21 protein-coding genes and 1 pseudogene are annotated in these 22,378 nt (G+C 71.6%); 16 read left to right on the top strand and 6 right to left on the bottom strand.

Annotated elements, in window-relative coordinates; translation table 11 throughout:
- Positions 1-360, top strand: a pseudogene (locus AB0H71_RS25195) (ferredoxin); the annotation flags it as partial.
- A gap of 18 nt (positions 361-378) precedes the next feature.
- On the opposite strand, the gene AB0H71_RS25190 reads toward AB0H71_RS25195, so the two are convergent.
- The 3 genes from AB0H71_RS25190 to AB0H71_RS25180 form a co-directional block, all read right to left on the bottom strand.
- The gene (locus tag AB0H71_RS25190) at positions 379-1,152 is read right to left on the bottom strand and encodes an acyl-ACP thioesterase domain-containing protein (RefSeq protein WP_357025522.1); all 774 of its coding nucleotides are present in this window, start codon (positions 1,150-1,152) and stop codon (positions 379-381) included.
- A 214-nt stretch (positions 1,153-1,366) separates the two neighbouring features.
- Positions 1,367-2,467 (bottom strand): transglycosylase SLT domain-containing protein, encoded by a 1,101-nt coding sequence (locus AB0H71_RS25185; protein WP_357025520.1) that lies wholly within the window; start codon positions 2,465-2,467, stop codon positions 1,367-1,369.
- Positions 2,464-2,784 carry a type VII secretion target gene (locus tag AB0H71_RS25180; protein ID WP_357025517.1) on the bottom strand — a complete coding sequence of 107 codons (321 nt, stop codon included), beginning with the start codon at positions 2,782-2,784 and terminating at the stop codon, positions 2,464-2,466. Before AB0H71_RS25180 ends, AB0H71_RS25185 begins: the two co-directional genes overlap by 4 nt.
- Positions 2,785-2,923: 139 nt before the next feature.
- On the opposite strand from AB0H71_RS25180, the gene AB0H71_RS25175 reads away from it, so the two are divergent.
- Both AB0H71_RS25175 and AB0H71_RS25170 read left to right on the top strand, forming a co-directional pair.
- Entirely contained in the window at positions 2,924-3,898 is a 975-nt protein-coding gene (locus AB0H71_RS25175; RefSeq protein ID WP_357025515.1) for an NADPH:quinone oxidoreductase family protein, read from the top strand.
- 35 nt (positions 3,899-3,933) lie between these two features.
- Entirely contained in the window at positions 3,934-5,040 is a 1,107-nt protein-coding gene (locus tag AB0H71_RS25170) for a winged helix DNA-binding domain-containing protein (protein WP_357025513.1), read from the top strand.
- Positions 5,041-5,050: 10 nt separating this feature from the next.
- Here the strand turns inward: AB0H71_RS25170 and AB0H71_RS25165 are convergent, their stop codons facing one another.
- Positions 5,051-5,569: an Lrp/AsnC ligand binding domain-containing protein gene (locus AB0H71_RS25165; RefSeq protein WP_357025511.1), complete on the bottom strand. Its 519-nt coding sequence runs from the start codon at positions 5,567-5,569 to the stop codon at positions 5,051-5,053.
- A gap of 111 nt (positions 5,570-5,680) precedes the next feature.
- On the opposite strand from AB0H71_RS25165, the gene hppD reads away from it, so the two are divergent.
- The 10 genes from hppD to AB0H71_RS25115 all read left to right on the top strand — a co-directional run bounded on the left by hppD (position 5,681) and on the right by AB0H71_RS25115 (position 15,587).
- Positions 5,681-6,844, top strand: coding sequence for a 4-hydroxyphenylpyruvate dioxygenase (gene hppD / locus AB0H71_RS25160; RefSeq protein ID WP_357025508.1), 1,164 nt, complete (start codon positions 5,681-5,683; stop codon positions 6,842-6,844).
- A gap of 38 nt (positions 6,845-6,882) precedes the next feature.
- On the top strand, positions 6,883-7,404 hold the full coding sequence (locus AB0H71_RS25155) for a DUF3558 domain-containing protein (RefSeq protein WP_357025506.1): 522 nt from the start codon (positions 6,883-6,885) through the stop codon (positions 7,402-7,404).
- 8 nt (positions 7,405-7,412) lie between these two features.
- On the top strand, positions 7,413-7,964 hold the full coding sequence (locus AB0H71_RS25150; RefSeq protein ID WP_357025504.1) for a DUF3558 domain-containing protein: 552 nt from the start codon (positions 7,413-7,415) through the stop codon (positions 7,962-7,964).
- A gap of 242 nt (positions 7,965-8,206) precedes the next feature.
- On the top strand, positions 8,207-8,581 hold the full coding sequence (gene rpsL, locus AB0H71_RS25145; RefSeq protein WP_067653430.1) for a 30S ribosomal protein S12: 375 nt from the start codon (positions 8,207-8,209) through the stop codon (positions 8,579-8,581).
- A gap of 1 nt (position 8,582) precedes the next feature.
- A complete protein-coding gene (gene rpsG, locus AB0H71_RS25140; protein ID WP_067653428.1) occupies positions 8,583-9,053 on the top strand; it encodes a 30S ribosomal protein S7 in 471 nt (156 codons plus the stop codon).
- Between the two features lie 126 nt (positions 9,054-9,179).
- Positions 9,180-11,282 carry an elongation factor G gene (gene fusA / locus AB0H71_RS25135; RefSeq protein ID WP_357025499.1) on the top strand — a complete coding sequence of 701 codons (2,103 nt, stop codon included), beginning with the start codon at positions 9,180-9,182 and terminating at the stop codon, positions 11,280-11,282.
- Between the two features lie 102 nt (positions 11,283-11,384).
- The gene (gene tuf / locus AB0H71_RS25130; protein WP_067653424.1) at positions 11,385-12,575 is read left to right on the top strand and encodes an elongation factor Tu; all 1,191 of its coding nucleotides are present in this window, start codon (positions 11,385-11,387) and stop codon (positions 12,573-12,575) included.
- Between the two features lie 163 nt (positions 12,576-12,738).
- The gene (locus tag AB0H71_RS25125; RefSeq protein WP_357025496.1) at positions 12,739-13,953 is read left to right on the top strand and encodes an FAD-dependent oxidoreductase; all 1,215 of its coding nucleotides are present in this window, start codon (positions 12,739-12,741) and stop codon (positions 13,951-13,953) included.
- Between the two features lie 45 nt (positions 13,954-13,998).
- The gene (locus AB0H71_RS25120; RefSeq protein ID WP_357025592.1) at positions 13,999-14,763 is read left to right on the top strand and encodes an aspartate/glutamate racemase family protein; all 765 of its coding nucleotides are present in this window, start codon (positions 13,999-14,001) and stop codon (positions 14,761-14,763) included.
- Positions 14,763-15,587, top strand: a complete 825-nt coding sequence (locus AB0H71_RS25115; RefSeq protein ID WP_357025493.1) for a DNA alkylation repair protein — start codon at positions 14,763-14,765, stop codon at positions 15,585-15,587. Before AB0H71_RS25120 ends, AB0H71_RS25115 begins: the two co-directional genes overlap by 1 nt.
- Before the next feature lie 24 nt (positions 15,588-15,611).
- On the opposite strand, the gene AB0H71_RS25110 is transcribed toward AB0H71_RS25115, so the two are convergent.
- Both AB0H71_RS25110 and mftR2 read right to left on the bottom strand, forming a co-directional pair.
- On the bottom strand, positions 15,612-16,667 hold the full coding sequence (locus tag AB0H71_RS25110) for a ferredoxin--NADP reductase (RefSeq protein WP_357025490.1): 1,056 nt from the start codon (positions 16,665-16,667) through the stop codon (positions 15,612-15,614).
- Between the two features lie 61 nt (positions 16,668-16,728).
- Complete coding sequence (gene mftR2 / locus AB0H71_RS25105; protein ID WP_357025489.1) at positions 16,729-17,367, bottom strand: mycofactocin system transcriptional regulator MftR2; 639 nt, start codon at positions 17,365-17,367, stop codon at positions 16,729-16,731.
- Between the two features lie 307 nt (positions 17,368-17,674).
- Between mftR2 and mftF the strand changes: the two genes are divergently transcribed.
- The 3 genes from mftF to AB0H71_RS25090 all read left to right on the top strand — a co-directional run bounded on the left by mftF (position 17,675) and on the right by AB0H71_RS25090 (position 22,037).
- On the top strand, positions 17,675-19,072 hold the full coding sequence (gene mftF, locus AB0H71_RS25100) for a mycofactocin biosynthesis glycosyltransferase MftF (protein WP_357025486.1): 1,398 nt from the start codon (positions 17,675-17,677) through the stop codon (positions 19,070-19,072).
- A 3-nt stretch (positions 19,073-19,075) separates the two neighbouring features.
- Complete coding sequence (gene mftG / locus AB0H71_RS25095; RefSeq protein WP_357025484.1) at positions 19,076-20,512, top strand: mycofactocin system GMC family oxidoreductase MftG; 1,437 nt, start codon at positions 19,076-19,078, stop codon at positions 20,510-20,512.
- Between the two features lie 124 nt (positions 20,513-20,636).
- Positions 20,637-22,037, top strand: a complete 1,401-nt coding sequence (locus AB0H71_RS25090) for a GAF domain-containing protein (RefSeq protein WP_357025481.1) — start codon at positions 20,637-20,639, stop codon at positions 22,035-22,037.
- Positions 22,038-22,378: the final 341 nt, after the last annotated feature.

Genomic DNA, 22,378 nt, shown 5'->3' with positions numbered 1-22,378 from the left:
CGCAAGGGTGTGGTGCCCAACGAGCTGGGCCGGGTGGTCGCCGATGGTGAACCGGTCACCGGCGTGTATGTGAGTGGCTGGATCAAGCGGGGTGCGCGGGGAGTGATCGGGTCGAACCGGGTCGATTCCGAGGAGACCGTCGAGCAGTTGATCGCCGACTTCGTGGCCGGGAAACTCCCGACTCCGAAAGCCGACCGGGCCGCGTTGCGGGAACTGGTCGAGTCCCGCCAACCCGACCTGGTCGACCGAGCGGGCTGGAAAGCGATCGACACCGCGGAGAAGACCGCGGGCAAAACCACGGGCCGCCCCCGCGTCAAACTCACCACCAAGGAGGACCTGCTGAACGCCTCCCGCGGCTGACCCGCGTGCCGCTCCTCGCTAGGCGGGGAGCGGCATGATCCGCACGACGGTCGTCGTCGCCCCGCCGACCACGAACCACAGCCGCAGCACCGGCCCGCCGGACCGATCCCCGGACTCGTACCGGCTGCGCACGGTGATGTGCTGCCGCGCCAGCACCGGCGCCACGTACTCGATGACGGCGCGGTGCGGCGCCGCCACCAGCTTGGGGTACTCGACCAGGAACTGCTCGACGGCCTGCCAGTAGCAGGCGTTGTTCACGTGGTTGTACTGGTCGATATCGGTGGCGCGGACCGGGAAGGGCAGGTCGGTGTCGGATTCCGGCGGGGTGGCGTCGGTGAGGTACGGGCGCCAGCGCAGCCGGTGCTCGTCGGTGGAGCGGGCCAGGTAGGCGAGGCCCTCGTCGCTGATCCGGGCGGGCATATTGTTGGACTCGCTGATATTGATCCAGAAGCCCTCGGTCTCGATCAGCCCGCCGTTGCCGCTGGTGATCCGGACCCGCATATTGGTCCAGCGGGTGGACATGGCGGAGCACCAGCGCAGCAGCTGCACGTCGTCCGGCCACAGCACCGGCCGGACGACGTCGATGACGGTGCGCCGGACGATCCAGTTCGGATCGGTCCGGTTCAGGAAGGTGCCGGTGAGCTGCTCCCAGGCGATGTCCTGCAGGTAGCGGGCGACGGCATCGAATCGCAGTCGGTTGTACTGGTCGATATCGCCGGCCCGGACAGGCCACGCCGAATCGAAGCCCGTGCCCTCCTCGGGAAGCGGGGCGAGTGGCTGTTCGACTGACACTGGTGCTCCTCGCGCTGCACGGTGTGCTGCGTGTTCGTGCGGTGCTGTTGTGAGACGACTTTACGGGGCGTAGGTCACACCCTCACGCAGAGTCGGTGCGACCTCCGCCCTGCTGCCGTGCCCGGCGACGAACGGGGTGCGCCGCCGGGAGCAGCCCGGCGCGGCGCCGCAGAACTTACCACCGGTGGTGCCCGCCGCGGCCCTGGCACGCGAATCAATAACCCCGATAACCCTGCCCGCTCGACATGGCGACGATGCCGGGCACATTCGAGAGCGACCCGTACCGCTCGATGGCGTAGCGGGACCCGGCGATGATGTTGTCGACCGGGTTCCAGATGTCGTCGTGCCCCGCCACCTTGTAGGCATCGAAGGTGGGGTCGATGGTCTGCATGAGCCCCTTGGACGGGATGCCGGCCGCGGCATTGCTGTCCCACAGGTTGATGGCCTGCGGATTCCCGCCCGACTCCTTGTCGATGATCATGGCGATGATGGCGGCATCGCTGTCCTTCACGTCGTACCCCTGCGCGCGCAGCACCTCGATCGCCTGCCGGATCCACTCCGCCTTGTCGCCGGTCGGCATGGGGCCGGTCGGCATCGAGCCGGTGGCGGCGTACTGCGGGGTGCCGCTGCCGGACGGTGTCCCGCTGCCGTTCGAGGAGTGCGAGTTGCTGCCGCTGGAGGACACCGGAGTCGCGGTGGTGCTCGCGGGCACGGTGGTGGGAGCGGCGGCCGCCGGGACGTTCAGCGCCGGATCGCCGAGGCCGTCGTAGGCCGCGCGCAGCGTCCCGGTGGCCTGCTCGATGGCGGTCTGCGCGGTGGTGGCGATGGATTCCGCGGTGCGCAGCGCCTGGGTCAGGTTCCAGCTGCGCGAGGCGGCCTGCAGCGCCTCCTGGAAGACCAGGCCCTCGACGTCGACGAGGTGGGACTGTGCGCGCAGGTAGGCGATGCGGGCGGCGGCGTCGACGGTGCCGTCCGGGGCGACGCCGTAGGGGCCGAGGGGGGCGGGCTGGTTCAGCGCGTCGTCGCGCAGCGCGACCACCTTCGCCCTGGCCTCGGCCAGGTTCGTCACCTGCTGGGTGAAGGCCGTCCGCAGCTCCAGCAGCGCGGCGCTCACCGCGGAGCCGCGCGTCTTCTCCGTCTCCACCCTGGCCGTCGCGGCGGCGGCGGTGGCGCCGGACCAGGTGAGCGCGGCGGTGTCGGTGACCGCGGAGCCGAGCGCGCCATCCAGGTCGCGCTGGATGCGGGCCGCGGCATCGCCCGCGGTGGTGAGCTGCTCCGGCAGCCAGGCGGCGACATCGTCGACGGTGAGCGTCATGACGGCAGCCCGACGGTGCCGAGCCGGTGTGCGAACTCGGCCTCGTTCAGCTCGTAGCCGCCGGCGGCGGTGCGCAGCGTGCCCGCGACGGTGGTGAGCCGGGCGCCGATGCGCTGCAGCGCGCCGTCCAGCGCGACCCCCGCGGCCTCGGCCGCCGCCCCGATACCGGTGCCCGGCAGCGCGCGCACCGCGAACGGCTCGCCCGCCGCCAGCCCGGTGACCGCCGCCGCCTCGGCGCCGAGGCGCTGAGCGAACGTGCGCAGGACGTCCGGATCCACCCGGATCGCCTCGCTCGGATTCCCCGCAGATTCGACCATGAGAACTCCCCCTTCCCGCAAGTCGCGGTCAGCATAGCAAAACGGGATGCCACGGCAGGGCCGCGTCCGGGCCGGATAGGTTGGGTCGGACGCGGCGTCCCATCCCCGGTCGATGCCGCGCGGAGAGAGAGGTCGGCCCATGCGCGCAGCCCGGATCAGCACACTCGACGGACCGGAATCGATCGAGATCGCGGAGATCGCGGAACCGGTGGCGTTCCCCGGTGGCGTCGTCATCGACGTGCACGCCGCCGGCATCGCCTTCCCGGACGTGCTCATGTCGCGCGGGCTGTACCAGATGAAGCCGGAGCTGCCGTTCACCGTCGGCGGCGAGATCTCCGGCATCGTGCGCGAGGCTCCCGAGGGCGCGCACGTGCGGGCGGGCGATCGGGTGGTCGCGCTGACCATGCTCGGCAACGCGGTCGCCGAGACCGCGGTGGTGCCCGCCGACACGGTGTTCGCGCTGCCGGAGGCGGTCTCGCTGGAGGCGGGCGCAGGCATCCTCTTCAACGACCTGACCGTGCACTTCTGCCTACGCACCCGCGGCAGGCTGGCGAAGGGCGAGACCGTGCTGGTGCACGGCGCGGCGGGCGGCATCGGCACCTCGACGCTGCGGCTGGCGGCCGCGCTCGGCGCGGGCCGGGTGATCGGCGTGGTCAGCACCGAGGCGAAGGCCGAGGTGGCGCGGGCCAACGGCGCCACCGACGTGGTGCTCACCGAGAACTGGCCCGCCCAGGTCAAGGAGCTGACCGGTGGGCGCGGCGTGGACATCGTGCTCGACCCGGTCGGCGGCGACCGCTTCACCGACAGCCTGCGCTCGCTGGCCCCGGCGGGCAGGCTGCTCGTCGTCGGCTTCACCGCGGGCGAGATCCCGCAGGTCAAGGTGAACCGGCTGCTGCTCAACAATGTCGAGGTGATCGGCGCGGGCTGGGGCGCGTGGGTGCTCAAGCACCCGGGCTACCTGGCCGAGCAGTGGGCCGAGGTTGAGCCGCTGCTGGCCGACGGCACCATCGCGCCGCCGCAGGTGGTGCCCTACCCGCTGGAGCGCACCGCCGAGGCGGTGGCCTCGCTGGAGCAGCGCAGCGCCACCGGCAAGGTGGTCGTCACCGTTCGCTGACCGGGTTGTCGGCGGGCGCCGGTACGGTGCTCGCCATGACCGCCGCGGGGGACAGGCTCTCGGATCGCACGCTGAACCGCACACTGCTCGCGCGCCAGCACCTGCTGGCGCGCGAGCGGCTGAGCATCGGCGCGCTCTGCACGCACCTGATCGGGTTGCAGGCGCAGGACGTCCCGCCGCCCTTCGTCGGGGCGTGGAGCCGGATCGCCGACTTCGACCGGGAGACGGTGGATCGCGGGCTGGAGGAGCGCTCGCTGGTCCGGATCACCCTCATGCGCGGCACCATCCACCTGGTCACCGCGGCCGACGCGCTGCGCATCGCGCCGCACATCCAGCCGGAGCTGGAGAAGGTGCCGTTCCGCAAGGGGTTCAACTTCGGCGCCATGGTCGGGCTCGACCCGGAGGAGGTGCGGGCCCGCGGCGAGGCGACGGTGGGCGACACCCCCATCTCCGCGGCCGAGCTGCGCGCCGCCGCGCTCGCGCACTACCCGGACCGGCAGCCGGGGCCGCTGGTGCAGGCATGGCTCTACCAGCTGCCGGTGCTGCAGGTGCCGCCGCGCGGGCGCTGGCGGGACAACAGCAAGCCGGTCTGGGCGCGGATCGAGCCCTGGCTCGGCGCCCCGCTCGACCCCGGCTACCCGCTCGCCGAGCTGCTCGCCCGCTACCTCGCCGCCTTCGGCCCGGCGAGCACCGCGGACATGCAGACCTGGTCCAAACTGCCCGGCGCCAAGCGGGCGGTCGACGCGCTCGGCGACCGGGTGCGCACCTACACCGACGAGCGCGGCAAGGTGCTCTACGACCTGGCCGACGCCGAGCTCACCGACCCGGACGTGCCTGCCCCGGTCCGGCTGCTCGGCTGGTACGACAACGCCACCCTCTCGCACCGCGACCGCGGCCGGATCCTGCCGCACTCCGCACAGCGCACCTTCCCGGTCATGGTCTCGCCGGTGCTGGTGGACGGCTTCGTCGCCGGGCACTACAAGGTCGCCGGCGGCACCGCGCGGATCGTGCCCGCGCGGAAGTGGAGCGCGGCCGAGCGCGCGGAGGTCGAGGCGGAGGCGCATGCCCTGCTCGGCTTCCTGGAGCCGGAGCGCGAGCCCGAGGTGCTGATCCTCGAGCCGGACGCGGATATCCGCGGCTGAGCGGGCCGGCCTACCTGGTGTCGCGGTAGGCCGGAGCCTTGCTCGTCCCAGTGGGCGCGAGCGTGCGGAGCAGCGGAAGGGTGCGGCGCGGCACCACGGTGGAGAGCACGATGACGCTGTGCGAGCGCACCACCGACCCGGTCCGGTCGATGCTGAGCAGCACCGCCTGCAGCCCGGCGTGCGAATCGGCGCCGATCCGGCAGAGCACGTCGCCGGAGCCGGTGGTGGCGTACGCCTCCAGCACGCCGGGGATGGCGGCCAGCTCCTCGGCCACGCTCTCCAGCGCGCCCTGCGCGATCTCCAGCGTGACGAAGGCCTGCACGTCGAAACCGGCGGCGGTGACGTCGATGTGCGGGTCGTAGGAGGCGATCACCCCGGCCTGCTCCATCCGGCCGATCCGCGCCTGCACCGTCGCGCGGGCCACCCTGGTACGCCGGGAGAGCTCCAGGATGCCCGCCTTCTGGTACTCGTGCATGGCGGCGAGGATGGCCAGATCGAGTTCGTCCAGCCGGGCCTGGCTCTTGGTCATACTGTTCATTCTGCCAAGGAAAACCCGGGTTCCGCTGGCCGGATGTACCGGCATGTCCACGATTTCCCTGCGAGCTTGCCCGGCTGCGGCACCGCGGGGTCTCGTAGGGCGATGACCGTGGAACCGATTCCGAGCGATCAGGAACTGCGCACCCTCGTCGGCCTGGTGGATCACGACCCCGGCGCCGACCCCTTCCCGGTGATCGGCTGGGACGCCCTGGTCTGGGTGGTCGGCAATGCCACCCAGACCGCGCACTTCCTGCGCAGCGCCTTCGGCATGCGGCTGGTGGCCTACTCCGGCCCGGAGACCGGCAACCGCGACCACAAGGCCTTCGTGCTGCGCGCCGGGGCGGCGCGGTTCGTGGTGACCGGCGCGGTCGACCCGGCCAGCCCGCTGGCCGCGCACCACCGCGAGCACGGCGACGGCATCGCCGACATCGCGCTGGAGGTGCCGGATGTGGACCGCTGCGTGCGCACCGCCCGCGCCCGCGGCGCCACCGTGCTGCTCGAGCCGCACGACGAAGCCGACGAATTCGGCACCGTCCGGGTGGCGGCGCTGGCCGCCTACGGCGACACCAGGCACACGCTGATCGACCGCTCCCGCTACGACGGCCCGTTCCGGCCCGGGTTCGTCGCGCGCACCGCCGCCCGCACCGGCGCGCCGGTGTTCCTCGCCGTCGACCACGTGGTCGGCAATGTGGAGCTGGGCCGGATGGACCGCTGGGCCGGGTTCTACCGCGACGTCATGGGGTTCACCGATCTGGCCGAGTTCATCGGCGACGACATCGCCACCGAATACTCGGCGCTGATGAGCAAGGTGGTGGCGAACGGCAACCACCGGGTGAAGTTCCCGCTGAACGAGCCGGCGCCGGGGCGCAAGCGCTCACAGATCGACGAGTTCCTGGAGTTCTACCGCGGGCCCGGCGTGCAGCACGTCGCGCTGGCCACCGCCGATATCCTCGGCGCCGTCGACACCCTGCGCGCGCAGGGCATCGAGTTCCTGGACACCCCGGCGGCCTACTACCGCGACCCCGAGCTGCGGGCCCGGATCGGGCACGTCCGGGTGCCGGTCGCGGAGCTGGAGCGCCGCGGCATCCTGGTCGACCGGGACGAGGACGGCTACCTGCTGCAGATCTTCACCCGGCCGCTCGGCGACCGCCCCACCGTCTTCTTCGAGCTCATCGAGCGGCACGGCTCGCTCGGCTTCGGCAAGGGCAACTTCCGGGCGCTCTTCGAGGCGATCGAGCGGGAGCAGGGGGCGCGGGGAAATCTCTAGGACCGGCGCGCCGCCCGGCACTCGGTACAGTTCGTGGCATGCGGATCAAGTGGGCGGCGGTCGCGGTGGCAGCCATGGCGCTCGCGCTCTCGGGCTGCGGTTCCGGCGACGGCTCCGAGCAGACCGGTCCCACCCGGCCGGCACCGAAGGTCGTCGCGCTCGGGCCGTTCGTCGGCGAATGCGGCAACGTCACCGACACCGAGATCCGCGATATCGGCGGCATCGGCCAGGTCACCCGGGTGTTCCGGAACGCGGTCGGCTGCAACTGGCAGGCGGGCGGATTCGGCTCGGCCAGCATTACCTTCGCCTCCTACCGGGGCAGCCCGATCGAGCGCGAGCGGGCCTGGGTGACGGTGAACGGCCGCGCCCCCGAGCAGATCGAGGTGGCAGGCAAGCCCGGCTTCGCCGCGCTCGACCCCGGCGGCTCGATCTGCGACCTCGCCATCCAGCTCGGCGACGACTTCTTCGAGTGGTCCACCAACCTCGGGCCGTTCGTCACCGGCAACCCCTGCGACCGGAGCCGCGCGCTGGCCGAGCTGACGCTGCAGCGGATCCGGTGAGGAGCCCCATGCGGAACGGACTGCGCCGGGGCGGCGCCGCGCTCGCGGCCACGCTCGCCCTGACCGCCGCGCTGAGCGGCTGCGGCCGGGAGATCACCGGCACCCCGATGGGCGTCGGCGAGAGCCAGCCGGTCGACACCAGGCTGGACAAGCTGCTCCGCGAGTGCGACATCCTGAGCCACGAGCAGATCGGCGCCGCGGTCGGCGACGGCGTCACCGCCGAGGACTCCTTCTTCGGCGCGGTCTGCATGTGGGATCTCATCGGCGCGCCCGGCGGCGACGGCATGGCCACCCTGAACTGGTACGAGAACGGCTCGCTCGGCAACGAGAAGCAGACCAACAACAAGCTCGGGTACACGACCGAGAACGTCACCGTCGACAGCGCGCTGGTGCTACAGATCCGCAGGCCCAACGACCCCGACTCCTGCGGCATGGTGGCGAGCGCGCCGGACCAGGGCGTCATCGGCTGGTGGCTCAACTACCGCGCCGGCTCCAGCCACCCGGACCCGTGCGAGTCCGTCCGCAAACTCATGGCGCTGACCCTGAACCTGGCCCGCTGACCACCCCGTTTCGACCTTTCTCGAGGTCACGGGTATCGTGGACCGCTGTGCCCGGAAGGTAGCGGGCAGGTTCGTGTGCAGACGTAGGCCAGCGAGAGCGGCCGACCCCTCAGGTGTGCCTGGATTCCGGGGTTCCGTACCGCGCGCGACACGCCCGACCTCGGGACGCGAGAAATGGGGTCGGACGTGCAGCTGAGCCATGAAGTTCCCGTACCGCGATAACAACTGAGGAAAGCCGGTCTATGCCAACCATCAACCAGCTGGTCCGCAAGGGTCGCCGTGACAAGGTCGCCAAGACCAAGACCGCGGCGCTCAAGGGCAGCCCCCAGCGCCGTGGCGTGTGCACCCGCGTGTACACCACGACCCCCAAGAAGCCGAACTCCGCGCTCCGCAAGGTTGCGCGTGTTCGCCTGACCAGCGCGATCGAGGTCACGGCGTACATCCCCGGTGAAGGCCACAACCTGCAGGAGCACTCGATGGTGCTCGTCCGCGGCGGTCGTGTGAAGGACCTCCCCGGTGTGCGCTACAAGATCATCCGCGGCTCGCTCGACACCCAGGGCGTGAAGAACCGCAAGCAGGCCCGCAGCCGCTACGGCGCCAAGAAGGAGAAGAGCTGATATGCCGCGCAAGGGTCCCGCTCCCAAGCGTCCGTTGATCAACGACCCGGTCTACGGGTCGCCGCTGGTCACCCAGCTGGTCAACAAGATTCTCCTGGACGGCAAGAAGTCCACCGCCGAGCGCATCGTCTACGGCGCGCTGGAGCAGGCGCGCGAGAAGACCGGCACCGACCCGGTCGTCACCCTCAAGCGCGCGCTGGACAACGTCAAGCCCGCCCTCGAGGTGAAGCCCCGCCGCGTCGGTGGCGCCACCTACCAGGTGCCGATCGAGGTCCGCCCCGGTCGCTCCAACACCCTCGCGCTGCGCTGGCTGGTCAACTACTCGCGCGCGCGCCGGGAAAAGACCATGATCGAGCGGCTCGCCAACGAGCTGCTGGACGCGAGCAACGGCCTCGGCGCCTCGGTCAAGCGCCGCGAGGACACGCACAAGATGGCCGAGTCCAACCGGGCCTTCGCGCACTACCGCTGGTGATTCCTGCCCGGCCCGTCATCGCTGTCGGGGCCGGCAGGCTCACGGTCGAGAACGGGGCATTCCGGTGTCCCTTCCGGCGTTGACAACCGAAGACTCAACCCAGAGAGCAGAGCGGGGAAGATTTCCGTGGCACAGGACGTGCTCACCGACCTGAACAAGGTCCGCAACATCGGCATCATGGCGCACATCGATGCCGGTAAGACCACCACTACCGAACGCATCCTCTTCTACACCGGTATCACGTACAAGATCGGTGAGGTCCACGACGGCGCGGCCACGATGGACTGGATGGAGCAGGAGCAGGAGCGTGGTATCACCATCACCTCCGCCGCGACCACGTGCTTCTGGAAAGACAACCAGATCAACATCATCGACACCCCCGGGCACGTCGACTTCACCGTCGAGGTGGAGCGGTCGCTGCGGGTGCTCGATGGCGCCGTGGCCGTGTTCGACGGCAAGGAGGGCGTCGAGCCCCAGTCCGAGCAGGTGTGGCGTCAGGCCGACAAGTACGACGTGCCGCGGATCTGCTTCGTCAACAAGATGGACAAGCTCGGTGCGGACTTCTACTTCACCGTGCGCACCATCGAGGAGCGCCTCGGCGCCAAGCCGCTGGTGCTGCAGCTGCCGATCGGCGCCGAGGACACCTTCGAGGGCATCGTCGACCTGGTCGAGAACAACGCCAAGGTCTGGCGCGGCGAGACCAAGCTCGGCGAGGAGTACGAGGTCGTCGAGATCCCGGAGGATCTGAAGGAGCGCGCCGAGGAGTACCGCACCGCGCTGCTGGAGACCGTCGCCGAGTCCGACGAGGCGCTGCTGGAGAAGTTCTTCGGCGGCGAGGAGCTCTCCATCGAGGAGATCAAGGGCGCCATCCGCAAGATGACGGTGGCCTCCGAGCTCTACCCGGTGCTCTGCGGCTCCGCGTTCAAGAACAAGGGCGTGCAGCCCATGCTGGACGCGGTCATCGACTACCTGCCCTCGCCGCTGGACGTGGAGAACACCACGGGCCACATCCCCGGCAAGGAAGAGGAGCTGCTCACCCGCAAGCCGGATGCCTCCGAGCCGTTCGCGGCGCTGGCGTTCAAGATCGCGGTGCACCCCTTCTTCGGCAAGCTGACCTACGTCCGGGTGTACTCCGGCAAGGTCGACTCCGGCGCCCAGGTGATCAACTCCACCAAGGGCAAGAAGGAGCGGCTCGGCAAGCTGTTCCAGATGCACTCCAACAAGGAGAACCCGGTCGGCGCGGCCTCCGCGGGGCACATCTACGCGGTCATCGGCCTCAAGGACACCACCACCGGTGACACCCTGAGCGATCCGCAGAACCAGATCGTGCTGGAGTCCATGACCTTCCCGGACCCGGTCATCGAGGTCTCGATCGAGCCCAAGACCAAGTCCGACCAGGAGAAGCTGGGCACCGCGATCCAGCGGCTCTCGGAGGAGGACCCGACCTTCTCGGTCAAGCTGGACCAGGAGACCGGCCAGACCGTCATCGGCGGCATGGGCGAGCTGCACCTGGACATCCTGGTGGACCGGATGCGCCGCGAGTTCAAGGTCGAGGCGAACGTCGGCAAGCCGCAGGTGGCCTACCGCGAGACGCTCACCAAGACCGTCGAGAAGCTCGAGTACACGCACAAGAAGCAGACCGGTGGCTCCGGCCAGTTCGCGAAGGTCATCATCGCCCTCGAGCCGTTCGTCGGCGAGGACGGCGCGACCTACGAGTTCGAGAACAAGGTCACCGGTGGCCGCGTGCCGCGCGAGTACATCCCGTCGGTGGACGCCGGTATCCAGGACGCCATGCAGTACGGCGTGCTCGCCGGGTACCCGCTGGTCAACATCAAGGCCAAGCTGCTCGACGGCGCTTACCACGACGTCGACTCCTCGGAGATGGCGTTCAAGATCGCCGGCGCGCAGGCCCTGAAGGAAGCGGCCCGCAAGGCCGGTCCGGTCATCCTCGAGCCGCTGATGGCGGTCGAGGTGATCACGCCCGAGGACTACATGGGCGATGTGATCGGCGACCTGAACTCCCGCCGTGGCCAGATCCAGGCCATGGAGGAACGCAGTGGTGCCCGTGTCGTCAAGGCGCTGGTTCCGCTCTCGGAGATGTTCGGCTACATCGGTGACCTGCGGTCGAAGACCCAGGGCCGGGCGAACTACTCCATGGTGTTCGATTCGTACGCGGAGGTTCCGGCCAACGTGTCGAAGGAGATCATCGCCAAGGCGACCGGCGAGTAAAACGCTCCCGGGCGTACGCAATACCCTTTCCCCGTGTAAGTGCGGGGGAGACCACCGCACTGCTGCAACTGCAAGCACCAAGACAGTCCAGGAGGACACAAAGTGGCGAAGGCGAAGTTCGAGCGGACGAAGCCGCACGTCAACATCGGCACCATCGGTCACGTCGACCACGGCAAGACCACGCTGACCGCGGCGATCACCAAGGTGCTGGCCGACAAGTACCCCGATCTGAACGCGGCCTTCGCGTTCGACCAGATCGACAAGGCGCCGGAGGAGAAGGCTCGTGGTATCACGATCAACATCTCCCACGTCGAGTACCAGACGGAGAAGCGGCACTACGCCCACGTCGACGCCCCCGGCCACGCCGACTACATCAAGAACATGATCACCGGTGCGGCGCAGATGGACGGCGCCATCCTGGTCGTGGCCGCCACCGACGGCCCGATGCCGCAGACCCGCGAGCACGTGCTGCTCGCCCGCCAGGTCGGCGTGCCCTACATCCTGGTCGCGCTGAACAAGTCGGACATGGTCGACGACGAGGAGATCCTCGAGCTCGTCGAGATGGAGGTCCGCGAGCTGCTGGCCGCGCAGGAGTTCGACGAGGAAGCCCCCGTCGTGCGGGTCTCCGGCCTGAAGGCGCTCGAGGGCGACGAGAAGTGGGTCAAGTCCGTCGAGGAGCTCATGGACGCGGTCGACGAGTCGATCCCGGACCCGGTGCGTGAGACCGAGAAGCCGTTCCTGATGCCGATCGAGGACGTCTTCACCATCACCGGTCGTGGCACCGTCGTCACCGGTCGCGTCGAGCGCGGCATCGTGAACGTCAACGAAGAGGTCGAGATCGTCGGCATCAAGGAGAAGACGACCAAGACCACGATCACCGGCATCGAGATGTTCCGCAAGCTGCTCGACCAGGGTCAGGCCGGCGACAACGTCGGGCTGCTGGTCCGCGGCATCAAGCGCGAGGACGTGGAGCGCGGCCAGGTCGTCATCAAGCCGGGCACCACCACCCCGCACACCGAGTTCGAGGGCCAGGCGTACATCCTGTCGAAGGACGAGGGCGGCCGCCACACCCCGTTCTTCAACAACTACCGCCCGCAGTTCTACTTCCGCACCACCGACGTGACCGGCGTCGTGACCCTCCCCGAGGGCACCGAGATGGTCATGCCGGGCGACAACACCGAGATGAGCGTCAAGCTCATCCAGCCGGTCGCCATGGAGGAGGGGCTGCGCTTCGCGATCCGTGAGGGTGGCCGCACCGTCGGTGCCGGTCGCGTCACCAAGATCGTCAAGTGATGTCCTGACATCGCGGTTCTTCGGACGGCGTCGCCCCTCGGGGCGGCGCCGTTCGGCGTTTCCTGGCGAATTCGACGGTGCTGACGACCAACCAAGCACTTGCTAGGGTGATAGCTACCTCGTTCCAGGTATGATAACGGCATTCTCGAGAATGGAGAACGCGATGACCGCACCGATCGTGATCGTCGGCGCAGGCCTTGCCGGGCTGCGAACCGCAGAGGAGCTGCGGCGGGCCGGGTACGAGGGCGGCCTCGTCCTGGTCGGCGACGAGGACCGGCCGCCTTACGACCGCCCGCCGCTGTCCAAGCAGTTCGTGCGCGGCGAGGTCGAGGACACGGCGCTGCGGCCGCCCGAGTTCTTCGCCGAGAAGCAGATCGAGCTGCGGCTCGGGGTGGCCGCGGCCGGGATCGACACCGCGCACCGCAGGTTGCTGCTGGCCGACGGCGCCGAGCTGGAGTACGCGCACCTGGTGATCGCCACCGGGCTGCGCCCGCGCCGGCTCACCGGGCTGCCCGAGCTGGCCGGGATCCACGTGCTGCGCTCCCACGACGACGCCGCAGGCCTGCGCGCCGCGGTCGGCTCGGCGCGCAGCGCGCTGGTGATCGGTGCGGGGTTCATCGGCTGCGAGGTGGCGGCGTCGTTCCGGGCCGAGGGGCTGGAGGTGGTGCTGGTGGAGCCGCAGCCGGCGCCGCTGGCCGGGGTGCTCGGCGAGCAGGTCGGCGAGCGGGTGGCCGAGATGCACCGGGCCAAGGGCGTCGACGTGCGCTGCGGGCTCGGCGTCTCGCTGCTGCACGCCGACGAGAACGGGGCGGTGCGCGGGGCCGAGCTCAGCGACGGCAGCGAGGTGGCCGCCGATCTGGTGGTGTTCGGCGTCGGCTCGCGGCCGGAGGTGGAGTGGCTGGCCCGGTCCGGGGTGGAGCTGGCGCCCGCCGGGGCCGGGGGCGGGGTGCTGGCCGACGAGAACGGGCGCACCTCGGCGGCCGGGGTCTGGGCCGCCGGCGACGTGGCCGCCTGGCGCAATGCCACCGGTGCGCACCGGCGGATGGAGCACTGGACCAGCGCGGGCGAGCAGGCGCGGGTGGTGGCGCTGCACATCCTCGCCGAGCTGGTGCCCGGCACCGAGGTGCCCGCGGTGCCCGCGCAGGTGCCGTACTTCTGGAGCGACCAGTACGAGCTCAAGCTGCAGGCGCTGGGGCGGCCGAGCCCGGCCGACGATCTGCACGTGGAGCCGGGGAACGGGCACGCCTTCATCGCGTACTACTCGCGGGACGGGATTCTCACCGCGGTGGTGGGCGCCGGGATGGCAGGGAAGGTGATGAAGGCGCGCGGCAAGATCGCCGCGGGCGCACGGGTCGCGGACGTGCTCGCGCCCGCCTGAGCCGCGCCCGGACGGGTGTCCGGGGCCTGTAATACGGTGATCGATGTGATAGTGGCGCTCATCGATTCGGGGCTCGGCCTGCTGCCGACGGCGGCATGGTTGCGCAAACTGCGCCCGGACGTGGACCTGCTGCTCCAGCTCGACCCGGACGGTGCGCCGTGGGGGCCCAAGCCGGAGGCGTGGACGGTGCAGCGGGTGCTCGACACCGCCGCGGACTCGCTGGCGCTCGGCGCCGAGGTGATCGTGCTGCCGTGCAATACCGCCAGCGTGACCGCGCTGGCGCAGCTGCGGGCCATGGTGGGGCCGGGAGTGCCGGTGGTCGGCACCGTGCCCGCCATCAAGCCGGCGGCGGCGGAGTGCCGCTCGGTGGCGGTCTGGGCGACCGCGGCCACCACCGCGAGCCGGTACCAGGCCGATCTCATCGCCCGGTTCGGCGGCGCGGCCGAGGTGGTGGGGATCGCCTGCCACGGCCTCGCCGACTCCATCGACCGCGGCGAGCTCGCCGTCGCGCGCCGGGCCATCGCCTCGGCCGCCGAGCGCACGCCGGCGGGGGTCGAGGGTGTCGTGCTCGGCTGTACGCACTACCCGCTCATGGCGGACGAGATCCTGGCCGCGCTGCCCCCCGGGGTGCGGCTCTTCGACAGCGCGCCCGCGGTGGCCGCGCAGACCGTGCGGCGGATGGACGAGCTGGGGCGGGCGAGCACCGGCAACGGGACCATCCTGGTGCGGACCAGCGGGCGTCCTGGCCCGTTGCCGCCGAGCGCAGGGGCGTTCGAGTCGGGGCGGTTGCTCGGCGCCGGGTTGCCGTGATGCCCGCGGGTCGCGGCCGCGAGTTGGGCGGGCGCGCCGACGGTGGCGGCGCCCCGGGCGTGGCACCCGGCCCGGGGAGTGCGGCGGCCGGATCGGCTTCGGCGGAAGCCGTGCGGGCGGCGCTGGCGGCCCATGCCGACCCGGCGGATGCCGAGGGGCTGCGGCGCTTCTTCAAGACCGGGCCGGGGGAGTACGGCGAGGGCGACGTCTTCATCGGGGTGCGGGTGCCCGCCACCCGCGCGGTGGCGAAGGACTTCGCCGAGCTGCCGCTGCACCAGGTCGAGGAGCTGCTGGCGAGCCCGGTGCACGAGGAGCGGCTGGCCGCGCTGTTCATCCTGAACCGGCGCTTCGAGCTCGCCGCCCGCCCGCGCACCCGCGACGAGGAGACCCAGCGCGCGATCGTCGAGCTGTACCTGGCGGCGGTGCGCGGCGGCCGGGTGAACAACTGGGACCTGGTCGACGCCTCCGCGGAGTACATCACCGGCCGCTGGCTGCTCGACCGCCCGCGCGACCCGCTGTTCGAGCTGGCCGCCGCCGACTCGCTGTGGGAGCGCCGGGTCGCCCTGCTCAGCACCTTCGCCTTCATCAAGGCCGGTGACCCGGGCACCACCCTGGAGCTGGTCGAGCGGCTGCTGCCGGACCGCCGCGACCTGCTGCAGAAGGCCGCCGGCTGGATGCTGCGGGAGGTCGGCAAGCGGGTGGATCGCGCGGTGCTCACCGCGTTCCTCGACACGCACGCGGCGGCGATGGGCCGCACCGCGCTCAGCTACGCCACCGAGCACCTCGACCCGGTTGAGCGCGCGCGGTACCGCGCCCTGCGCTGACGCACCGCCCTGCGAGCTGAAGCGTCAGAACTGGATGCGCAGCCGATCGGTGATGGGCCGCGCCTGGCAGCCGAGGATGTACCCGTTCTCGATGTCCTCGGGGTCGAGGATCTCGGCATTGTCCATCTCGACCTTGCCCTCGAGCACGGTGCAGGCGCAGGAGCCGCACTCGCCCTCCTGGCAGGAGTAGGGCACGTCGATGCCCTTGTCGAGCATGATGTCGACCAGCGTCTGCTTGCGCGGCCAGCGCAGCTCGTGGGTCTCGCCGTCCAGCTCCACCTCGACGGTGGCGGCGTCGGCGGCGTCCTCCGCGCTCACCTCGGCCACGGTGTGCTCGGCGAACGGGTCGCCGGCGAGCGAGTTGAAGACCTCGGCGTGCGTGCGGTCGCGGGGGACGCCGAGCGTGCCGAGCGCGTCGTGCACCCGGTCCATGAAGGCCTTCGGCCCGCACATGAAGGCGTGGTGCTCGGTGTAGGGGGCCACCAGCCCGGCCAGCTGCTCGGTGCTCGGCAGCCCCTGCAGGCTCTCCAGCCAGTGCAGCACGGTGAGCCGCCCGGGGTGGCGCTGCGCCAGCTCGCGCAGCTCGTCGGCGAAGATCACCGAGGCGGCGTCGCGGTTGGCGTACACCAGCACGATCCGGCCGGAGCCCTGGTCCAGCGCGGACTTGAGGATGGACATGACCGGCGTGATACCGCTGCCCGCGCCGAAGAGCAGCAGGTCGGCGCCGAGATCCTTGGGGGTGAAGACGCCGGAGGGCGGCAGCACCTCCAGCTCGTCGCCGGCCTTGACGTTGTCGCAGACCCAGTTCGAGCCGTAGCCGCCGTCGGTGCGCTTGACCGTCACCTTGGGCGCGTCGTCGGTATGCGGCGAGCTGGCCAGCGAGTAGCAGCGCGCCACCGAGCCGGTGCGGTCGCTGGGGATCCGCAGCGTCAGGAACTGCCCCGGCTTGTACTGGAACTTCTCGCGCAGCTCCGCGGGCACGTCGAAGACGAGCGAGCAGGCGTCGGCCGTCTCCGCGACGACCGCGGCGACGCGCAGCACGGCCGAACGCGAACCATGGGGGACCTCGACGGTGGTCATGTCGTCCTTTCCGGACCCGGCTGCGCCGCGAGCGACGCGCGAACTAGAACGTGTTTCAGTTTTATCCTACGTCGGCGCGCGGCCGGCGGACAAGCTGGGCCTCCAGCCCGGCCACGAGCACATCCATGCCGAAGTCGTAGGAGTAGCGGCCGCGCAGATCCGCGATGTAGCGGCTGGCCCGCGCCACCGGCTCCGGCAGGGTGACGTCCGGGGGAGAGTAGCGGTCGCGCGGATTCACCCGGCTGCGGCCGAAGAGGTAGGTGTGGATGGTGGCGTAGGCGGCGAGCACATTGCGGTCGTCGAAGCCCGCGTCGACCAGGATCTCCATGATGGCGGTGATCAGGTCCAGCTGTTTGCCGAGCATCTGCTCCAGCAGGATGTCGCCGAGCCCCTGGTACTTGCGCAGCTTCTCGTCGATCTGGTCGATCAGGTCGCGCAGCCGCACCTGCCAGGGCCCGGAATCCGGCGGTGGCGTGCGGAGTCCGGTGAGCGCGGCGGTGGCCACCAGGTCGAGCAGCTCGCGCTTGTCGGCCACGTAGTAGTAGGGCGCCATCGGCGAGACGCCGAGTTCGCGGGAGAGTCGCCGCATGGAGAGCTTCTCCACGCCGTCCTCGCGGACCACCCGCAGCGCGGCCTCGACGATCTCGGCCTCCGACAGCGAGTTGCCCGCCCCGTTGGCCTGTGTGCGTCCGACTCCCATGCCACCTCTACCGCCGCGGATGTGCGCCACCCGTCACTCGCCGTTCACCTGCGTTCCCCATCGAAGTCTAGAACCCGCGCGGGCGGGGCGGTTCCGCGCGCGGCGCGCCCGGTCAACCCGCATGCGTGGGGCGATGCGCGGTTCACCGCGCGGCCGGGGCGCCGGTCTACTGTAACGTGTTGCAGTTTTCCGCCCCGCGCCGCGGGTTGCCCCCGGTATGCCGGGAACGCGCCGCCGCTCCCGGCAACGCCGCAGGTGGCGGCGGCCGATGATGCCCGCGCCGCCGATTCGGCCTAGCATCGCAGGAATGCGCCACGATCGCCTGCCCGACGGTTTCGGGGTGCGGATCGATCCGCGGGTGCGCGCGTTCTCGGGGGGCCGGGTCCTGATCGGCGGGTCGCCCGCCCGGCTGCTCCGGCTCGCGCCGGAGGCCGCCGCGATGATCGGCGACGGCTACCTGGAGGTCACCGATCAGCGCTCGGCCGGGGTGGCGCGGCGGCTGCTGGACGCGGGGGTCGGCAATCCGCGGCCCCGGCTGCTGCCCTCGCCGGACCAGGTGACCGTGGTGGTGCCGCTGCGCGACAATGCCGCCGGGCTCGACCGGTTGCTGGCCGGGATCTCCGAGCACCATCGAGTGATCGTGGTGGACGACGGCTCGGCCGAGCCGGTGCGCGATCCGGGGCGGGCGGCGGTCCGGGTGCTGCGGCACGAGCGGGCGCTCGGCCCCTCGGCCGCGCGCAATGCCGGGCTGCGCGCCGCGACCACCGACTACGTGGCCTTCCTCGACAGCGACGTGGTGCCGCGCACCGGGTGGCTGGAGGTCATGCTCGGGCACTTCAGCGACCCCGAGGTGGCGCTGGTGGCGCCGCGCATCGTCGCGCTCGACCCGCGCGCCAATGCGCTCGCCCGCTACGAGCACGCGCGGTCGTCGCTGGATCTGGGGCGGCGCGAGGCCGCGGTGCGCTCGAACACCGTGGTGAGCTACGTGCCGAGCGCGGCGCTGCTGGTGCGCAGGCAGGCGCTGCTCGACGTGGGCGGCTTCGACGAGGACATGCGGGTCGCGGAGGACGTCGACCTGTGCTGGCGGCTGGAGCGCGCGGGCAGGCGGCTGCGGTACGAGCCGGCCGCCAGGGTGGCGCACGACCACCGGGTGAGCTTCCGCTCCTGGTTCGCGCGCAGGCGGTACTACGGCACCGGCGCGGCGCCGCTGGCCGAGCGCCACGCCGAGCTGGTCTCCCCGCTCACCCTGCCCGCCTGGACCGTGCTCGCGGCGGTGCTCTTCGGCTCCGGCACCCGGCTCGGCGCGGCGGGCGGCTTCGCCACGCTGCTCGCGGCCGGGCTGCGGCTGCGCCGGGTGCTCACCGGGCTGGACAACCCGAACCGGATCGCGGCCATCTACGTCAGCCGTGGCTTCGCGGCCGGGCTCTGGCGGATCGCCTCCGCGGCGTGCAGGCACTACTGGCCGGTCACGCTGCTCGCGGTGCTCGCCTCGCGCCGGATCCGGCGGGTGGCGCTGCTGCTCGCGGTCGGCGAGGGGCTGGTGGACTGGTACACGCACTACCAGCGCGACGGCCTCGACCCGGTGCGGTACCTGGGGTTCAAGCGGCTGGACGACATCGCCTACGGCTCCGGGCTCTGGCTCGGGGCGTACCGGGCCCGCAGCGCCGCCGCGCTCACCCCGGTGCTGCGCCTCCGGATGGGCTGAGCCGTGCGGCCGGAGCCGGACACGCTGGTCGTCGGCGCCGGGACCGCGGGCTGCGTGGTCGCCGCCCGGCTCAGCGCGGACCCCGCGCGGGCCGTGCTGGTACTGGAGGCGGGCCCGGTCTGGGCGACCCCGGCGCAGGCCCCGCCCGGGCTGCTGGAGGCCGCGACCCTGCCGCTCGACCCCGCCGCGCCGTGGCTGCGGCACTACCCGGCGGTGCTCGGGTACGCCGGCGGCGCCCCGGTCGCCGCCACCCTGGTGCGCGGCGCGGTGCTCGGCGGCTCCGGCGCGGTGAACGGGGCCTACTTCATCCGCCCGCCCGCGCCCGACCTCGCGGCGTGGTGCGCGCGGACCGGCGACGACACCTGGAGCGCCGCCGCGCTCGCGCCCACCTTCGCGGCGCTCGAGCACGACCTGGATTTCGGCGCCGCGCCCGGCCACGGCACCGGCGGCCCCATCCCGGTGCGCCGCCCCGCCGCGCCGGACGACCCCTTCACCGCCGCCGCGCTGGCCGCGGGTTTTCCGGCGGTGCCGGACTGGAACGCCCCCGCCGCCCCCGCCACCGGCGTCGGCCCGGTGCCCTGCTCACTCGACGGCCCGCTGCGCGCGGACACCGGCTCCCGCTACCTGCTGCCCGCGCTGAGCAGGCCCAACCTCACGCTGCGCGGGGGCACGGCGGTCACCCGGCTGCTGATCGAGCGCGGCCGGGTCGCCGGGGTGTGCACGGAGACCGAGGTCATCCGGGCGGGCCGGGTGGTGCTCTGCGCGGGCGCCATCGAATCGGCGGCGCTGCTGCTGCGCTCCGGTATCGGCCCGCCGGACGAGCTGCGCGCCGCCGGGATCGAGCCGGTGCTGGCGGCGCCGGTGGGGCGGCACTGCGCCGACCACCCGGAGATCGGGCTGGATTACCGCGTCTCGGCGCGGCGTATCGGCGCGGTGGCACTGGAGACCGTGCTGGAGCTGGACGGGGTGGAGGTGCGGCCGTACGCGCTGGAGTTCGCGCCCGCGGTGCGCCGGATCGGGGTCGCGCTCATGCGCCCGGCAACCACCGGCACGCTCCGGGTGCGCGCCGCCGACCCGCGGATCCCCCCTGTGATCGAACACAACCATCTGGCCTCCGCCGTCGATCGGCGGCACATGCTCGACGGGCTGGACACCGCGGCCGAGCTGCTGTCCCGGATGGCCGGGGTGACGGGCGCCGTACGGCCCCCCGCGGCGGCCGGGCTGCCCGGTATTCTCACCACGTCGCAACATCTGGCCGGGTCCTGTCGCATGGGGACAGCGGGTGACGACGCTGCGGTGGTGGACCGGATGGGACGGCTGTACGGCCTGGACGACCTGTGGATCGCCGACCTCTCGATCGTGCCGGTCCCGCTGGCCCGCGGGCCGCAGGCGACGGTCGTCGCGCTCGCCGAGCGGATCGCTTCCGGCATGCGCGGATAATCTGAAGGACTAATAGGTCACAATTTCCCCACCGCGGTTCGCGTTGTGAGGTGAAGGACAAAGGGGCCATCCGCCCCGTCCGGAACCTACGCGCCGGTACAGTTTGGGGGGGAAAGAAAGGCTAATGGTCAGCAATCTTGCGGGTGGGCGGCCTCCAGGGCAGCAAGACGGCGTCGCTCCCGGACCGCGCGACGGTTTATCAGCGCCTGCGGAGCACGGCTCCGAGCTCGGTGCGCTGGAGACCTATGCCGCCCAGGCTCACGGGTACCTCGGCGCGGGTGGCGAGCAGCTGTCGCAGCTCGCCGGTCTGCTGCGCCCGCTGGTCCTGGAATCGTGGTTGCGGTGCGTACGCTCCGGGCTCGATCCGCTGGATCCGGTGGACGGCCGCGGGCTGCGCGGCGCCGATCTGCAGCGCTACCGGGACGCGCACCCGATCGCCGTGCTCATGCCGCTCATCGACAAGCTCCTCGTGCAGGACGCCGCGCGCAGCGGGCTCATCGTGGTGGTCGCCGACCAGTTCGGCCGGGTGCTCACCGTGCACGGCAACGAGGACCTGGTGAGCGCGGTCGCCGAGATCGGGCTGCGGGCCGGTGACGACCTGAGCGAGCGCCGGATCGGCACCAGCGCCGTCGGCCTGGTGGTGCGCACCGGCCGGGCGGCCTGGATCCACGGCCCCGAGCACTTCCTGCACCGCATGCACCAGATCACCGGCGCGGCCGCCCCGGTACACGCGCCGGACGGCAGGCTGGTCGGGGTGCTGATGATCGCGGGCGGTGTCCGGGTCGCGCGGCCGGAGATCCTCGCGCTGGTCAAGGCGGCGGCCACCGCCGCCGAGATGGACCTGGTGCTGCGCGCCATGCGGGCCGAGCGGCACGGCTCCCCGGACGACCCGGGCGCCGCCGCGCCGATCGGCAGGCTCGGGCTCGACGTGCTCGGCCTCGGCCAGCCGCAGCTCTCCACACCGACCGGCCGGGTGCTGCTCTCCCAGCGCCACGCCGAGATCCTGCTGCTGCTCACCGAGCACCCCGAGGGGCTCGGCGCCGACCACCTGGCGCTGCTGCTCGACGACACCGACCTGGACAACGGCACCATCAGGGCCGCCATGTCCCGGCTGCGCGCGGTGGTCGGCCCCGCCGTCTTCGGCTCCCGGCCCTACCGGCTGCGCACCCACGTGACCACCGATGTGGAGGCGCTGCGCGCCGCGCTCGACTCCGGCGATGTCGAGGCCGCGCTGCGGCTCTACGCCGGGCCGGTGCTGCCGCGCTCGAACGCGCCGGGCATCCTCGACATCCGCGACGAGCTGCGGGTGCGGCTGCGCGCGGCCGTGCTGAACTCCGGTGACTCCGCCGTGCTGCGCCGCTGGACCGCGGGCCCCGACGGCCGCGACGACCCCGACGCCTGGGTGGCATATCGCGCCACCGTCGACCGCGAATCCCCGCTGTATGCGCAGATCGAGGCGAAGATCCGGGTTCTCGATCGCCGGCTCGGCGCCGATGCAACGCGGATGCAACGTTTCGCCCCATAGTCTCGGCCATCGTCGGTGCCACAGGTCACATTCGGCCGCTGAATGTGGTCCGGAACACTTTCGTGCCCGGATTGTCCGGGCACCCGGCAACTTCTGGACAATCGCCCAGGTTTTTTGGATGAAAAAGTTCCGTTTTTTTAACGCAGGACATAGTGTCGCAATGCGCGGACGGAATCCGTGTGAGGTAGGCAACAGGTCGCGGTGACGACACCCGCGGCGCGATGGTGAGGAGTCAGGACAGCTGAACCGGCCCCGGCGGGCGGACACCGCCGAGGGTGGTGGCCACCGGGGACGGCGGCCGCCGATTCGTTCACATTCGAGGATCCGCGCGAGCCCTCGCG

It is taken from the genome of Nocardia sp. NPDC050697 (assembly GCF_040654395.1).
Taxonomy (GTDB): domain Bacteria; phylum Actinomycetota; class Actinomycetes; order Mycobacteriales; family Mycobacteriaceae; genus Nocardia.
Note: the sequence above shows the minus strand (reverse complement) of the source record. Positions and strands in the feature narration are given on the sequence as shown.

Coding starts and splice junctions, on each gene's coding strand:
- AB0H71_RS25185 (WP_357025520.1), bottom strand. CDS start 2,467: ATGACGCTCACCGTCGACGATGTCGCCGCCTGGCTGCCGGAGCAGCTC.
- AB0H71_RS25180 (WP_357025517.1), bottom strand. CDS start 2,784: ATGGTCGAATCTGCGGGGAATCCGAGCGAGGCGATCCGGGTGGATCCG.
- AB0H71_RS25175 (WP_357025515.1), top strand. CDS start 2,924: ATGCGCGCAGCCCGGATCAGCACACTCGACGGACCGGAATCGATCGAG.
- AB0H71_RS25170 (WP_357025513.1), top strand. CDS start 3,934: ATGACCGCCGCGGGGGACAGGCTCTCGGATCGCACGCTGAACCGCACA.
- AB0H71_RS25165 (WP_357025511.1), bottom strand. CDS start 5,569: ATGACCAAGAGCCAGGCCCGGCTGGACGAACTCGATCTGGCCATCCTC.
- hppD (WP_357025508.1), top strand. CDS start 5,681: ATGACCGTGGAACCGATTCCGAGCGATCAGGAACTGCGCACCCTCGTC.
- AB0H71_RS25155 (WP_357025506.1), top strand. CDS start 6,883: ATGCGGATCAAGTGGGCGGCGGTCGCGGTGGCAGCCATGGCGCTCGCG.
- AB0H71_RS25150 (WP_357025504.1), top strand. CDS start 7,413: ATGCGGAACGGACTGCGCCGGGGCGGCGCCGCGCTCGCGGCCACGCTC.
- rpsL (WP_067653430.1), top strand. CDS start 8,207: ATGCCAACCATCAACCAGCTGGTCCGCAAGGGTCGCCGTGACAAGGTC.
- rpsG (WP_067653428.1), top strand. CDS start 8,583: ATGCCGCGCAAGGGTCCCGCTCCCAAGCGTCCGTTGATCAACGACCCG.
- AB0H71_RS25125 (WP_357025496.1), top strand. CDS start 12,739: ATGACCGCACCGATCGTGATCGTCGGCGCAGGCCTTGCCGGGCTGCGA.
- AB0H71_RS25115 (WP_357025493.1), top strand. CDS start 14,763: ATGCCCGCGGGTCGCGGCCGCGAGTTGGGCGGGCGCGCCGACGGTGGC.
- AB0H71_RS25110 (WP_357025490.1), bottom strand. CDS start 16,667: ATGACCACCGTCGAGGTCCCCCATGGTTCGCGTTCGGCCGTGCTGCGC.
- mftR2 (WP_357025489.1), bottom strand. CDS start 17,367: ATGGGAGTCGGACGCACACAGGCCAACGGGGCGGGCAACTCGCTGTCG.
- mftF (WP_357025486.1), top strand. CDS start 17,675: ATGCGCCACGATCGCCTGCCCGACGGTTTCGGGGTGCGGATCGATCCG.
- AB0H71_RS25090 (WP_357025481.1), top strand. CDS start 20,637: ATGGTCAGCAATCTTGCGGGTGGGCGGCCTCCAGGGCAGCAAGACGGC.